Below are 15,787 nucleotides of genomic sequence, written 5' to 3'. Positions count from 1 at the left end.
CGTACAGCAGTCCCCCTTAAAACACATTCAGTATACCAGTGCCTCTTGTGTTTATTTGTTGTCCTAGTGGTAGTCTAGTCTCTTATTTTTTTGCTGAATACATCTTGTAGTTTAGCTACTGTGATGATTGCAACAATGGTTAGTAAAATGATTGCCATAGTTTCCATAATTAGTATGGGTTGAAGGTATTGGTTCCCTAGCATATATCAAAGCTATTTATTTGATTGCCAGGTTATTAGGCTGATACTCAGCGATATTAATTTTTCATTCAATTTACTGAATGCCAGGTACTTATATATTTAACACTTACAGTATTCATCTAGTATTCTTTGATTGATTTCTATTTTACTATTCCAGTCTCCTGATGTCTTTTTTTCATTTTGGTCTTGAAATTTACTCAGTAACCGATATTCATCGGATGTTATAAACTCTGTATCAATCAAGTGATGCAAAAAATTATTAGTAATATTACTTTTGATATTTTTCTTTAGCTTATTAATACTTGAAAAGAATGTATCACCATTTGATATGTTCATAAACTTCTTCACGCAACAGTTGCCAACCTCTGTACGGTTATCATTTTTTTTATTGACTATAACACACACATTAGTTATATTTATCTTACCACATAAACATTCACTACCTTCACGTTGGAAAGCATTTGTAAATCTCCATTCTGTTTTTGCATCATCCCAATCTTTTGACTCAGATAGTGCTACTATATTTGTCATCAATCTATATTCGTTTTTCATATTATTTTTATTAATACTTATAAATAGTCTTATTTTATAATTCTGTAAATATCTCTTCTAGTAACTCATCTATATCTATTACATAGATATTCTCATCAGACATAACTTGCTCAATTAAGTTTAGAGGGGTCATTGCTGACATATGAGGTACTATATTATTTTCTTCAATATCTTTATCAATATTCATTTTGTGTTGCTTAAATAGCTTTATTTCATTTATTCCAGATTCATTTAAATCCTTCACATAATCTTTGATATTCTTCCAGTATTTTGCTACTGTTGTTTTTGACATATTTAGAATTGTTGCTACTGCTCTAATATTTATCTTTCCATTTATTTCAAAATTCCAATCTTCTATAATATCATATATTTTGCTTGTAGTACTTTCATTATTAAACAAAGATTGTCTTTCACCTTTTACCTTTTCCTTTTCATCCCTTGTCATTAAACTTGATGGGGAGAATAGTATTTTCCTTTTCTTAATTTTCGGTGTTAAGGTTCCTTTGTTTTTTTGTTCTAATATGGTTTTTACTTGTCCTTCAATAATATTATTAGGTAACGGTTCTATACCTATTGAAAGATTAATAAATTTTGCAGAATTTAGTATTTGAAAATATGGTAGATTAGGATTAAGCCAAACATAATTCCTTATATAATTCATCATATATCTTTTTCTTCCATCCTGTAGTGGTTTAAATGGTTTAGATACGAATACATAATTCAAACCTTCATTCCAATCTTCAACATAACCATTAACATTAAATTCAAAATCATTAAGGTTATTATATCTTACTTTTTGTTTTGTACCAACCTCTGCATTATGTTCTTCTTTTTTTGATTCTAATGTAGCAGTTGGTACAAAATTATTTTCATCTATTTTATTAGAATAAATAGAAGAATAAACGAATGATTCATTATTAATATATAAGTCTAAATCATAACTTATAATGGAAGATTGAGTTATTTTGATAGCATTAGTATCAACATAATCATTCAGTTTTAAATCATTAATAATATATGTATAAGTAGATTTGAAGTTATCTAAATTGATTGCAGTACATTTTACTATAATAGAATATCCTTTTCCACCTACTGACTTATAATAAGCGTAAATCTTATTTTTATCCAAAGATTCTATATTGAATGATGTATCATCTATATCAATAAATAATAATCCTGTTGGAGATAAGAAGTTAGCATTAGATTTTACATCGGTAAATGTTGCATTCCAAGTTACAGCAGGTAATGTAGATTTTAATTTATCATATTCCTTTTTAAAAATTGTATTATTAGTAGATACATACAATTCTTTAATTGCTCTTAAATCAGTAATAGTTTTATTGTATTCAGAATTTGAATCTGTGATTTTATTTAACCAATCAGTGTTGGTTATTGTACCAGTAATGGCAGGAGTGTAAAGGTTGGGATAATTGTTTAAAAGTGTTACCATGTGTTTATTATTGTTTTTCTCTTTATCGTTTAATGGTGCAAAAGAGAGAGCGGGGTAATTAGTCCCGCCCTTTTTAAAACCAATAATGCAAGTAACATTAAACGTATAATAATAAATAGTCTAGTTTTCCTGAAAAGCCAGAAAAGATTTAATTATTTATTACGAATACAACAATAACCTAAGAGTGTAAAAAATTCAAGTGTATTTTGATTATTTATTTTTTAATATTTTACGGTTACCCGTAATATTATACTTTATAAAATATGCATCATTGGAGGTGGGAATGTACCCAATGTTGAAATAGTACTGGTTTTATTGTTTACTACATGATAACCTTCTCAATGGATTCATTTTTCGGATGGTAAAGTTATAGAATCAGTAAATTTTTAAAATATTACTGCAATAGAAATATTGTTATTATTATGTATATTTAAAACAAATCAAAAACAAATGACAATTATAGAACATAAAGGGTACTTGACAAATGCACGGGTAATTAGCCTTATCAAAAGTTATGCGAAAGAAAACAAACTAGGTTGCATCAGTGGTGATAAAGAAATCAAACTTTTCAACGAGGATAATGGAGATACTAATTTCTCGGTTACACTTAATGAAAATTCAATCGAATTAACGGTCAACAATTTGGAGACAAATAATCTGATTTATGAAATAGAAAAGTTGGCGAAATCAGCATATATAACTGGCTCTTTAATTGAAAATTTAAAAATAATTAATGCAAGCTACAAGTTTAATAGAGTCGCAAAACATGATGTTTCATTGATAATGCTCGATTATAGTTACAACGAATACGATTTTATTATAACAATTCAGATTATCAATGATGCTATAACAGCAACGCCACATGTTAAAGATGGTAGTGAGTTACCATATGCAATAACTCATAGAATTATCTCCGATTTATCTGATGCTGTTAAATCAATTAAATTTTAAAGTTTCATAGGTATGATAATTCAAAATAAATTAAACCATTCAACAGAATACATAGCTGATAAGCTTACCGAAGGTTTTAATGCATTTATAACTAAAGTGGGGATAAACAATAGAGCCTATACTGTAACCCATGCAGATGATAGAATAGAACTCACAGATTCAACAGGGCAGGTTGCATTTAGTTTATTAGTGACATATAGTGAAGTAGACCTCTATATTAATACTAATGATTCAACTGTACATGATGCTTTACTATTATTCTTAAGCCAGTTAAGCATTAATAATAAACTAATATACAACCCTTGATATTTTTCAGTACTGCCATATCTCGATTGGATAACCCCTGCAAGGCACGTTATCCTTTTTTTATGTCCAGATTTTATATGTAACACAATTGTGACAAAGTATTTTCGTCTACATTCCCAATATCATAAATCATCCAAAAACAGCCTCTAAACACCATTGGAGTGGGATAATTAGTGTATTTCTTTTAGATTTAAAAATAACCTGTTAAATAACTATTATCCAACAGGTTACGATTTGTTAATTAATAATATTGTTATAACCTTTGTCATATGTCAAGGAAATGGAACATAAAAACAGGTTTAAGCAGGACAGAGATACTACGAGCCGAACAGCTATTAGATACTATGATAGCTGTAAACTATCGCACATATAAAACAATAGGAACTGTATACCGAACAAATTCTGGTATTCAAAGATGCTATCAGGACATAATGAAAAGAGATGGTGAAGTAATTGGAATCTGTGTACAGAAATCACTTGATCCAAGTGGTAACCATTGCACCTTTAGCTGTGACTATGCGGTAGCAGTAAAGAGTAATCCAGATATGATAAACCTAAATATATATATAAGACTAATTGAAGAAAAATTTAATAAAATATAATATGACTGATGAAGAAAAAAGATTGGCAATATTGAAGATGGTTGTGTTTCAAGATGCAATAGAGCTGATGGAAAAGGAAGAAAATTATGAAGTGTGTTCATCTCTACATGAAGCGCAACAAATGTTTGAAGCAGAAATAGCAATGGCTAAACTTTTGGAATAAGAAGTGTATGTGGCTCTACTCCTAATGCAACAGCCAGAAAGTAAACCATGCTCACGCTGATATCAACTTTACCTGACTCGTAATTGTAAATCAATTTAGCCTCACATTCTGCCAGTTCAGCTAAATTCTTTACCGTCATTCCCTTCTCCAATCTTAAAGCACGGATATTATCCCCAACCGTATTGATAGTCGGTTGGTGACGTTTACGTTTATTATCTGTGGTGCTTTTAGCCATTGAGGCTACTAAAAGAAGTAATTTTCTATTAATAAAAGTGTTTAATTAGACACTTTTTAAAAAAATCTTCTTTAGCTTTAAGTATGAAAATAGAGAAGACAATATATAATAATATCAAGTATGATGCTATTGAAGTCTCATTTAGAGAACATAAGCTCTGTTGGGTAGGATACCATAGCAACATGTTAATTATGTTGATGGAGCACAACTGGCAGTACACAAAATTGTTAGATGTACTAATAGAGCAATGGAAGAGTGAAAGTTACTACTCAATACTACAGCTCCACACAGTAGCACCTGCACAAATAGTAAAGGCAATGAAAGAAATGGTAAGAGTATTCATCTGCGAATGCGTACTGGTTATGCAATATAAAAATAGTAAGGATTAATACAGATCGCTCTGCGATCTCTTAAAAAAGAAACATGAATAAAACATACAATGAAAAACTAAAATCGTTTGAGCAATACCACGCTATGAAACAAACGGAAAAGCTAGTGCAAAAGGCATATACAGACCACCTGTTGCAACAACTGGCAGAAGCGACACAACCACAGCCCACTAATCAAAACGAGGTTATACAGAGCTTAAATGAGCTAAAAGAAATGGTTAAACCATCTACTGATTTTTTCACTACTCCAACATCAGCTCATCCTGTTAATCCAGTTAAGAAAACCAGAATATCTAAAAAAGCCAGGGAGCAACAGGAATTAGAAGACCACTTGAAGATGTTGGAAAGAAAGGCATTACTAAAAATAAAAAATGAGGGTTAAATACCCTCACCATTTTAAAAATTAACCTTTTCTCTACTGCCTTCAAATTCTAACTTTAACCTTCTCAGATAAGTTTCAGTTTGGGTGAAGCTAGAGTGGCGACACTGATTTTTAATGATTGTCTGAATCTCTACAGGCGTTTTATGATGCTTGGATAATGCCCTGAATAACTTCTGTACACCTGAATGTTTCAAGGCGTATTGGTTTTTATCAATGAACAGACCTTTATATTTTAGTTGGAATTTCTTTCTCATTCTCACATAGTGACTAGTCATAGCTGCATAGCTGTAACTTACCTTTGGGGCATTATCCATCCCAATTAAATAGTCATCATCTGTATAGCCATTTGGAAATTTAAAGTCTATCCATTCCTTTAATGCTTGAATCAATGCATCAGGCATATCAACATTGATTAGGTTTTTGGTATTATATTTTCTAGCTGATTTTGTAATCTTTGGAGGTAATGTTAAACGCTCATTATCAAAATCTAGCATCCAACACTTCAACCTTAACATCTCTGTTTTTCGAATAAAAGCGTAGTGGAATAAATGACTGGTAACGTACATTAATCTATCTAGAGCAGTACCACCTTTTAAATCTGCAAACCAGATTTCAATTTCTTTATCTAGCCAAGGTTCAAATCTATCAATATCATCTTCATCACTGCTAATAATCTTTTCAGAGTTCGATTTTATCTTGATTTTCTCACAAGGATTAACGGGAATAAATTCCCGATCCAACAAAACACTAAACAAAATACCTATCCATCCTCTATAAATTGTGCAACTGGATGCAGACCATTCTTTGTATTCAGAATCGGGTGAAGGGTTGAAATGTAATTCTATAAATTTTTTGATATCTGTTCTTGTAACCTGTCTAATATCATCAGCTTTACCTATAGACTCAAAATAAGGTTTAAGCTGATTAGTAAAAAACATTGGAACAGTAGTAGCTGTACGGTCTTTACCCTCTACAGCATTAATCCATCCTTTAGCCTCTTTACACATCTGGATAGCACTATCGATTGATATCTTTTTGTCCTCTGCTTCTTTCTCCTGTTCCTTCTGTTTACGTAATTTATTCTCTAAGATTTCATTTCTTTTGTTAGGGTCTACCCCTCTTTCCAAATCGTGAAGAACTAAGCCTTTTAGCTTGTTACCTAGTCGTTCCCTTTTACCTAAATCCTTCTCTTTAGTAAGACTGATATCATAGTTTTTCTTACCATGTTCACGTCTTCTATCAGTTGTTCCATCGGGAAAAACGAGGGTATAACCAACGTACCATTTTTCAGAATTGGTAGTATTTAGGTGCAGTTTTTCGTAGGTAAATTCAGGTAGTTGCGTTAACGATTCCATTCACGATTTTGATTAATGTGCTTCAAAGATAGTGAAAAGGCTGATAATAAATACTAACCAAATATTTACATCGGCAAAAGTAGATTATCAATGTTAAGCGCAAATAAATAAATGATTACTAAATCATGTTAGCAATAGTATTAAGAATCGTTTTCTTTCCCCTGGTTTTAGTCTGTAAATCATCAAACTTTGCTACAAGACAAAAGGACAAATCATAGCTTTAATTTACTTCTGCTCGTGCTTCACGGGATCTTGACAGCCTCTTGACAGGGTGTTAGTGGGGGGTTAGTGCGCTTATTTGCCCAGTAAAAGCGCTCGTGGGTCGCTTAAACCCGCTTTTAGACCCCTGAAAAAATAAAATGAAACCAAATCGACTATTGTGGAAAACCTTCTTTTAAGTATCACAAAGTGCATTTTAACATATTGATTAGGCGTGATCAGAATCAACTATTGAAATGCTTACCTGTTTTTTATCAAGACGTCAACTGACTTCAGCACTATCTTTCAAAAATTGAATCATCATATGGATAAAAAAGTAACTTTGCGGTTTAACAAAAATTGGTGCAGATCGTACCACTAGATTTATCCCTTTATGTCAGACATTAAACAGTACCCGGAATTAGAATTCATTTCAGAAAAAATAAAGAAAGCTATTACAGATGCTACGCTTCAGAAAGAATCAGCAGCAGTTTCTATCATCAAAGACGGAAATGATGTAATTCATATTGAGCAAACATTTGCAGCGTCAGACAATACTGCCATTATTTCTATCACAGATAAAAAGGAAATCCTGTATAGCGAAGATTTGCTGGAAGAAATGCAGGATGTACACCTGGAAACTAAAACTGATACGGAATTGCATGCTGCACTAAAAGTGTCGAGTATCATTATTAACGGACTAAGCGTACAAACTGAATTTGTATTTCAGGCAGTGAAAGATTGCTTTGATACACTGAGCAGCAGTTACCAGTTTGTAAAGATTATCCGAAAGAATGTAAATGCACTAACTATAGATTTTAAATTCGGCGACCACAAGTTCCAGATTGTTGTGACCAACAATCCTGATGAGGTATCAATTACTGTAGAATTTGGTAGCGGGGCTAACCCTAAGGTAAATGAAACAATTGCGGCTGATGTAGCAAAAGTTCAACAGGCATTAAACAAGCTTTTCAAAGATTAGTCATAGGATGCAGGTGTTATGACACCATAATAAATCATTAATTACTTCCTCACTATGGTTGGAAGGTGTTGCTTCCAACCATATTTCCTTTCTCCTGAACAATTCACAATGTGGTTGTTTCCTCCTATATCGACAGAAGATTTCCGCATAATTAAAGGATTACTGCGTTAAATCAAGATATTTTTAAAGAAATCCATAGCAGTAACAAGAGCAACATAAGGGATATGAGAACCTCAGCTTCCGTCGTACTTATTGATAATTTCGCTCAGAATGCATACGTCTGCCCCATAAATAAAATAATTATTAAAATCCCCCAATTAACACATCAAAAATGAAATATTTTGCTCGTTTTTAACGATATGGTATCCGCAAAAGAAACGTAACAATAATTTTACTTTTGCTGAAAAAGTGCATTTTTATATATCAATTACAAGTAATAGAAGTTCCACCAACCAAATTTTTTAAATCATAAAGAAATAACAGAAACAATAATCAATATATTTAATAAACCATTAATTATTATCGATTATGAATAAACTTACCTTAAACGTGTTAACCGGACTGATAATCATCTTATCGGTTTCGTGCAAAAAAACAAAAGAAGCAAATGTAGCCGATGCTACTAATCCAGTTTCGTCACTCAAAGACCTAAAAAGATTTGATTACAAGGCAACAGTTCTAAACCTTTCCTCCTTCACTAAAGATTCTCCTAAAGGGATAGTCAATGGTAAAAAGAAAAACACCATTAGTTTTGTTCGTGACAGTGTATGGGCAAATGGAACGGGGAAAACTACTTTCTACGAATCAACTGAAATTCCTTCCGTATTACCAGAAACAAGATTAAAATTATTCCTGGGTGCTATCATTAGAGGGGACCGGGCGGTGAACGTGGATGATTTTACCACATTAAACATACCTGCGGCATATAGAAATCCGATAACGATGTATGCAAACTTCCCAACAGACCTTACGTATAAAACAGTAGCATTACCTCAGCCCAGAGAAGATGCAACTTATATCAGAGACGCACTGAGAGCAGGGAGCGGAAGACAAATACAATCATTCACTTATGAGCAGAATCAGTTTAGAAGAGTCGATGAACTAAAAAAATCATTTGGAGCAAACTTACAGATAGGCAAAATCCTCACAGTTGATTTTCTTGACACCACCTCTACAGGTGGACAAAAGACACGTGTAAGAGCTGAATTTACGCAGGAAAACTTCTCTATCAATATTGAGCCACCAATCTATGAACCATTTATTAAGGATGGCATAGACTTAACACAATTTGGCCCGTATGAACCACTTATAGTGAGTTCTGTTACCTATGGAAGAAAAGGGATATTTATCATGGAATCAGATTCTTCTTATCAGATGATCAGAACCACACTCAATGTTGCACTTAATCTTTCAGCAGAAATGCTGGGTGTATCATCCTCTACAAAATTAGGTGAGAATTTCACTGCTACATTGAATGCCCGTTTAACAAACGAACAAAAATCTACCCTGCAGAATTCCAGGATTTATGTTTATGTCATTGGTGTGGATGGTACTTCAACCGTTAGGGCGGTGACCGGCGGACTTGCAGGATTTGCACAAATTATAGCAGAATCAGGGGGATTTACTGCGGAATCTCCTGGGGCGCCACTGTATTATACCTTAAACTATATCAGTGATTTTGCGACATTCCGCAATCCTTTTAAAGTCAATATCGCCAATTAATCAATTCAGATTATTAATAAGTCGCAATGACTTATTAATAATCTGCTTCTATCCACACAGCAATGTCAGCTTATGAAATTACTATATAGGATAATTTTTATTATCCCCTTGTTATTTGCCGCCTGTAAAAAAGACAAGATTGAAATGCCTGTTCAGCCCGATGAGCAACCAAAATCTAATCTCCTCTCTGATTACTTTGGAAATCTGAGAATAGAGCCACTGCAGCCAATAATTATAGGCGGCGATAATGTTTCGCTTAAGAATGTTATAGACAGTAAAAAGTTAAACCAGCTGGTATATCTGAGAGATAGTACCTGGGCCGGGGCAACCGGACGTACATCCTTCTATGAATCAGATGAAATGGTTGTTACCCCCTCCAGCCGTTCAAACATTTATCCTGGTTCAATTCTGCAGGCATCCTCTATTGCAACTGATGAATTTGCGACACTTTTTGGCTATGAAAGAGCCCCAATATCTGTCCAGTTATCCTTCCCGTCCAGCTTGTCCTATGGAACCATCCCGAGTCCAAGTTTGTCAAACAGCCGTATTTTTTTACGCAATGCACTAATGTCTCCTGACTTTTCCGGCAATTCGATTCAGGACTTTTCACAAAGCATTTCTTATTTTTCAAAATATCAGGAGGTAAAACTGAGTTTTGGCTATAATGTAAATGAAAAACGCCTGTTTGCCTCAACAAATTCCTCATTCGACTATAATTCTTCAGCCACCTACTATAGCACCAAGATGACGGTCAGCTATACTGTGAAGAATTTCACCTATACGATGTCTGACCCTGTACAGGGAGAACTAATTGATCTGGCCAGCATTCCACCAGAAGTTTTTAATGGCGTATCACCTGTTTATATCAATTCTGTCACTTATGGCCGGTTTGGTTTATTGGTGATAGAAACCAATAACAATTCTGCTCAAATGAAAACTGCCTTTGAAAAAGTTGTAAAAAAGATTTTCAAACAGACCTCTGAATCTTTCACTCAGCAGGAAACATCTCTATTCAGTTCCTGCAGGGTCACCATTTATGTTCTGGGCAGCACTTTAGGTGAATCTGCTACACAACTGCTGATCAATCCTAATCCAGAATCCATTTCAGGCTTCCTCTCAGAAAACGTAGGCATTTTCACGGCACAGGATCCCGGAGTACCCATTTATTTTACTGCTAAATATCTTAAGGATAACAGTCGGTTTAAGACTGTTTTTAAATTGGATTTACCTAATTAATTATCTAAATGAACACTTACAAAAAAACGATCAACAAACCTGCCAGGGCATTGAATTTTGCTGCTGTGAATGTACTTTACATTTTTTTGATGGCAATTTTAGCATCTGGTTGTGCAAAAAACGTCCTGGAAAAAGATATAGCCAAAAGTGCCCAGATTGAAGGTTTAAGATTACCTGTGATGACGGATTTCACCGTAAGCTCTATGTCTTATCATAGCGGAGAAGACCTTCACACAGGTCTTAACGGTAGAAAACAGAATAGTAACGAGCCACAATCCGGAATTCCGAATGCATCAAGTTATGTATATAAAGATGGCCCCGGATTAATCAGCCCTCAATCCAACGACCTGTATTTTTTTCAGCGTTATAAGTCCCGGATGTTTACAGTTGCTGACCAGGCAATGAGCTTAAACATTTATCCCGGTGCTATATTGGATGGCAGAAGTATTGAGGGTGCTTTCAACCCGAGAATGTTACAAGGGATTTCGGGGAATATACGGCCGGTAACCATTTCTACTTCGATGCCGGTTTCAGGTTCCGCTGTAGCCAGAACATCGCTTCCCAGACCAAGTGCGGAGAGAGCTTTGTTGAATACAGCTTTAACTGATCTGGAAAATATCAATCCGGGAGGAATAGGTGCTGCTTCGCTGCAGCTGGAGCTCGACTCTTTTAAGGTATATGAAGAATTGAAAACCCTGTACGGTTACAATAAAGATGTAGGCGTATTCCTGGTTAATGCCAACACCACACAGCAAGGTGAAAATCATAAGATTACAGCCACCTCTGCCCTGAAAATCAAATTCTTTCAGGAAAACTTTACTATAGATCTGGATGTACCAAACAGCTATAATGAACTTTTTGATCCTACGGGTCTGGATATGAATAGCGTTACTGGTGGCGTAACCCCTGTATATGTGAAAAGCGTTACTTATGGTCGCATGGGCATCATGGTGATAGAATCTTCCTATTCTTCAACCAAAGTGTATAACGCAATTTATAAACAACTGGGCATCCTACAAAATCTTATAGGTATAGACCGTAACCTTACAGATGAGGAGAAAACGATCATCAATAGTGCAGATATTAAAATAAAATATACGGGTATCGGTCAGGATGCAGACGGGACAATTAAGGTAAATGGTTTAGCTGGATTTATTGACATCATGCAGGCGAATAAAACATATTCCAAGGAGAGTCCCGGAGTTCCGGTTGCATTTCAGCTCGCCTACCTTAATAACGATCATGCGAATGTTGAAGCGCCTTTCCAGATCAACTATGGACCGTATGATAAACCATATGCAAAAATTCAGTATGCAAACGAAACAATTACCTATCACCCCAGTGGATATATAAATTTCAGGAATACTGACATGTATGTTTCTTTTTTTCACGACAGAGGCAGAAACAGTGTTTACAATGACGTTCCTGCTTTCATACCTTTTGTTTACGAATGGACAACAAATTCCACCTCCTATACAAATTATGTACCTACTTACGGTACTAAAAAGCAACTTGTTGAATTTGCTGTAACAAATGGAGCGTCCCGGTATTTCGTCGGAAATGTCAGGTTATATTATTACATCAAATATGGATCTACTGATGCAAATACTTCAAAGGATGAACATTCATACAGACTGCTTCCCAATAATTATTTTTTATTAGCCGACTAACCCTTCGATGCAGCGCCAACAATTATATTTCAATGAAATGAATTACAAGAAAATCAGACAACAGTTTTATTCCTGGCGATGCACATTTAAATTTCTTGCTGGTATCACCATATTATTATATAGTGGTGCCTGCAAGAAATCTGAACCGGGAAACGAACCGATCAATCCGGATCAGCAGCAAATCATTTCCAATCTGGATTCTATATATCTTTACGCCAAACAAATTTATTTGTGGAATGACCAGCTTCCCGAATATGACAAATTTAATCCGGAGCGTTTTTACAATACTGAAGCAAATGGATTGACGGCCTATAAAAATGAAATCTTTGCGTTTACAAGATTTGCACTGAACCCAGCTACCGGTAAGGCATATGAACTTAATGCAAAAGACCCTCTTTCACCCAGGTATTCTACCATTATTGAAAGTAACACGAGTACTATTCAGGGTAATAAAAATGAAGTTTTACAACTCAGGGACGCAAATCCATTTGGGCTTTCTTTTTATCAGAATGATATAGCTGTCAGAATACTGTATGTAGATCTAAATTCTCCCGCAGGGAAATCGGGCTTAAAGCGAGGTGATCGTATCACAGGAATAAATGATCAGGGTATAGCTGCCCCCTCCGACTTCATCGGCTTATGGAAAGATGCCATAAAAAATTCGTTTGTGAAGCTGACTGTAACTGATATTACAGGCGAGAGCAGACAAGTCAGATTAACAGGTACATTTTACGAACAGAATCCGGTTTTGAAACATATTATCCTCAATTCCACAAACAAAAAAATTGGTTTTATTGCCTATAATAGTTTTACGGATGAGAGTAATTCAAGCCGGTTTTTAGGTCCCGTTTTTACAGAATTTGAACAAAAAGGAATTTCAGAACTGATTATCGACCTGCGCTATAATGGCGGTGGCTACCAAAATTCAGCAGTATATTTTGCGAATCAAATCTGCCCCCCGAAAGCAAAAGGTGCTGTCATGTTTACTGAACACTACAACCGGATGATGCAACAGGGAAAAGCAGAAATTCTGAGCAGACAATTGCTCAGGGACTCCAACAATGAACCTTTTTATATAGACGGGAGGTTAGCAACATTGTATGATATAGACTATAGTGAGGGTGCCAGTACGGTAAATTTTGACACTAATAATGGACTAACTCATATCAACAAGATTTATTTTATTGTTAGTGGGCAAACTGCATCAGCAAGTGAACTTTTGATCAACGTACTTAAACCATATGCAGACGTTAAATTGATTGGCGTATCTGGTTCCGGCCAGCAACAGGTACGCACTTATGGTAAACCGGTCGGATTTTTTAATATCGATATTGACAGATATGAACTATATGTGGCGATGTATCAAAATAAAAATGCTGACGCTGAAGGAGACTATTTTGAAGGTTTTGTAGCAGACTACTCAACTCTTGATGATCCAGCACATGATTTCGGATCTTTAGATGATCCTGCTATACAAATAGCACTCGGTTCCTTTGCCGGAACTTCCGGAGCAGCAAAGACACAGCGTATTCAGTCCGCATCTTCAACCGTCAAATACATTTTCAATACTGACCGTCTGGATGGCTCAATAAAAGTCTCCAGTGATTTTAAATTCAGGAAAGACAGGAGAGAACCCTAAGCTTTCTGAGCTTAGCCCTGGTTATAAATAGACCGGCAAAAATGATAATAGCATAAATTTTATCTAAATTTCGCTGATTTTATTTATTCCACCACAAACATGCTCATTACAGTTTATATCTTACTGGCACTTCTGTTGATTTACACGCTTACCTATCTATATAAAAAGAATATCCTGGTCAACCAGCAGCGTGAGGAACTGAAGGAAGATTGGGGGAATGCTAAAAACAGCCGGTATTTTGATTTCGACCTGATAGAAAATTACTTTTTGAATACTATTGCTGAATCCTCGGAAAAGCTGCAGCTGATTTCCGATAAAATTGCCGACGACCTGTATATGAACGATGTATTTAAGCTGATCGACCGCACCACGTCACGCCTGGGGCAGCAGTTTTTATATGCCAGGTTGAGAACTATTGACAAAGATACTACTGCATTGCTCAGACAAAATGAGCTGGCGGAGCAGATGGCGACAGACCAGCGATTAAGGGTTGATACGCAACTTAGTCTAAAAAAGCTGCAAAAAGACGGATCTTATTACTATCAGGATCTGGTTTACGCAAAGAAAATCAATACCCCATCATTTATGCCGGTGGTGTATATCCTTACTGTACTCAATATTCTATGTCTGATAGGTGCATTTTTCCGCCCGGGCTTATTATTGGTTTTCATGGGGATTTTCATTATCAATTCAGCTATTTATTACTGGAACAAAAAAATAGTAGATCTGCATGCCTCTTCTTTAAAGGAATTTATCAAAGTATTTGAAGTTGCAAAAGAGCTGGATGCTGATCAGGCGCTGAACGTTCACTTTCCTGAGATCAGCGGATTACTCAAACAGCTGAGTCCTTTAAAGAGAAAAATGATTGGCATTAAGCTGGATAACATGGCAGAGGGTGATATGGCGGCGCTTGGCTTCCTGCTTTTTGAACTAATCAAAATCTCTTTCAATATTGAGATCATTTCTTTTTATTCGATTATTGAATCTGTTCGTAAACAGAATCAATTACTGAAAAGGTTATTTATTTTTATTGGTTCTGTTGATACAGCCATTTCCATCGCCTCTTTCAGATCATCACTTGAGTATTATTGTACCCCGGAATTCACACCAACTGGTCAGATGACGATTGAACGTGTACAGCATCCTTTGATTACAGATTGTGTGCCAAATGATTTACACCTGGAAGACAAAAACCTCCTGCTTACAGGTTCCAATATGTCGGGAAAAACCACCTTCATCCGATCGGTCGGCATCAACATGATCCTGGCACAAACCATTTTTACCTGTACGGCCAGCAAATTTGCGATGCCTTATTCCAAAATATTTTCTTCCATCACCATCTCAGACAGTCTGCTGGAAGCTAAAAGTTATTATTTTGAAGAGATGACTATTATAAAAAACTTTATTGCAGAATCTTCAGGCGATGCGCCCTGCTTATTTATTCTGGACGAGATATTTAAAGGCACAAATACAATCGAACGTGTTTCTGCCGGCAAAGCTATACTGTCCTATCTTGCGAAGCGTAACAACTTCGTATTTGTCTCTACACACGACACTGAATTAAATGAACTGCTGAAAACACAGTATGAACTCTACCATTTCTCCGAGACCATTGCTGCCGACGAATTAATTTTCGATCATACCATCAAACAAGGTCCATTGCTCACAAGAAACGCGATCAGGATCCTGGAAATCAATCATTATCCTCAGGAAATTATAGCAGATGCCAATGCCACTGTAGATTTAATTTCTTAA

General features: G+C 35.3%; 14 protein-coding genes. 10 read left to right on the top strand and 4 right to left on the bottom strand.

Annotated features, from left to right (window positions below; translation table 11 throughout):
- Positions 1-299: 299 nt before the first annotated feature.
- Positions 300-752, bottom strand: coding sequence for a hypothetical protein (locus tag OQX62_RS23970; protein WP_265834202.1), 453 nt, complete (start codon positions 750-752; stop codon positions 300-302).
- A gap of 34 nt (positions 753-786) precedes the next feature.
- The gene (locus OQX62_RS23965) at positions 787-2,202 is read right to left on the bottom strand and encodes a BT4734/BF3469 family protein (RefSeq protein WP_265834201.1); all 1,416 of its coding nucleotides are present in this window, start codon (positions 2,200-2,202) and stop codon (positions 787-789) included.
- Between the two features lie 450 nt (positions 2,203-2,652).
- Between OQX62_RS23965 and OQX62_RS23960 the strand changes: the two genes are divergently transcribed.
- The 3 genes from OQX62_RS23960 (at position 2,653) to OQX62_RS23950 (ending at position 4,224) form a co-directional block, all read left to right on the top strand.
- Complete coding sequence (locus tag OQX62_RS23960; RefSeq protein ID WP_265834200.1) at positions 2,653-3,153, top strand: hypothetical protein; 501 nt, start codon at positions 2,653-2,655, stop codon at positions 3,151-3,153.
- A gap of 12 nt (positions 3,154-3,165) precedes the next feature.
- Positions 3,166-3,459 (top strand): hypothetical protein, encoded by a 294-nt coding sequence (locus OQX62_RS23955; protein WP_265834199.1) that lies wholly within the window; start codon positions 3,166-3,168, stop codon positions 3,457-3,459.
- Positions 3,460-4,062: 603 nt separating this feature from the next.
- A complete protein-coding gene (locus OQX62_RS23950; RefSeq protein WP_265834198.1) occupies positions 4,063-4,224 on the top strand; it encodes a hypothetical protein in 162 nt (53 codons plus the stop codon).
- Here the strand turns inward: OQX62_RS23950 and OQX62_RS23945 are convergent.
- Positions 4,208-4,459: a helix-turn-helix domain-containing protein gene (locus OQX62_RS23945; protein WP_265834197.1), complete on the bottom strand. Its 252-nt coding sequence runs from the start codon at positions 4,457-4,459 to the stop codon at positions 4,208-4,210. The genes OQX62_RS23950 and OQX62_RS23945 overlap by 17 nt on opposite strands.
- Before the next feature lie 423 nt (positions 4,460-4,882).
- Here OQX62_RS23945 and OQX62_RS23940 point away from each other — a divergent pair, with 423 nt between their 5' ends.
- Positions 4,883-5,230: a hypothetical protein gene (locus OQX62_RS23940; RefSeq protein WP_265834196.1), complete on the top strand. Its 348-nt coding sequence runs from the start codon at positions 4,883-4,885 to the stop codon at positions 5,228-5,230.
- Positions 5,231-5,244: 14 nt separating this feature from the next.
- Here OQX62_RS23940 and OQX62_RS23935 read toward each other — a convergent pair whose 3' ends face one another.
- Entirely contained in the window at positions 5,245-6,585 is a 1,341-nt protein-coding gene (locus tag OQX62_RS23935; protein WP_265834195.1) for a hypothetical protein, read from the bottom strand.
- A gap of 592 nt (positions 6,586-7,177) precedes the next feature.
- On the opposite strand from OQX62_RS23935, the gene OQX62_RS23930 reads away from it, so the two are divergent.
- The 6 genes from OQX62_RS23930 to OQX62_RS23905 all read left to right on the top strand — a co-directional run bounded on the left by OQX62_RS23930 (position 7,178) and on the right by OQX62_RS23905 (position 15,787).
- Positions 7,178-7,765: a hypothetical protein gene (locus OQX62_RS23930; protein ID WP_265834194.1), complete on the top strand. Its 588-nt coding sequence runs from the start codon at positions 7,178-7,180 to the stop codon at positions 7,763-7,765.
- Between the two features lie 528 nt (positions 7,766-8,293).
- A complete protein-coding gene (locus OQX62_RS23925; RefSeq protein WP_265834193.1) occupies positions 8,294-9,487 on the top strand; it encodes a thiol-activated cytolysin family protein in 1,194 nt (397 codons plus the stop codon).
- A 72-nt stretch (positions 9,488-9,559) separates the two neighbouring features.
- Positions 9,560-10,723 carry a thiol-activated cytolysin family protein gene (locus tag OQX62_RS23920; RefSeq protein ID WP_265834192.1) on the top strand — a complete coding sequence of 388 codons (1,164 nt, stop codon included), beginning with the start codon at positions 9,560-9,562 and terminating at the stop codon, positions 10,721-10,723.
- 8 nt (positions 10,724-10,731) lie between these two features.
- Positions 10,732-12,393, top strand: coding sequence for a thiol-activated cytolysin family protein (locus tag OQX62_RS23915; protein ID WP_265834191.1), 1,662 nt, complete (start codon positions 10,732-10,734; stop codon positions 12,391-12,393).
- 37 nt (positions 12,394-12,430) lie between these two features.
- Positions 12,431-14,032: a S41 family peptidase gene (locus tag OQX62_RS23910; RefSeq protein ID WP_265834190.1), complete on the top strand. Its 1,602-nt coding sequence runs from the start codon at positions 12,431-12,433 to the stop codon at positions 14,030-14,032.
- Between the two features lie 99 nt (positions 14,033-14,131).
- Entirely contained in the window at positions 14,132-15,787 is a 1,656-nt protein-coding gene (locus OQX62_RS23905; RefSeq protein ID WP_265834189.1) for a MutS-related protein, read from the top strand.

This window comes from Pedobacter sp. MR2016-24 (assembly GCF_026239655.1).
GTDB lineage: Bacteria > Bacteroidota > Bacteroidia > Sphingobacteriales > Sphingobacteriaceae > Pedobacter.
The sequence above is the reverse complement of the archived record's forward strand: the minus strand, read 5'-3'. Positions and strand labels throughout refer to the sequence as shown.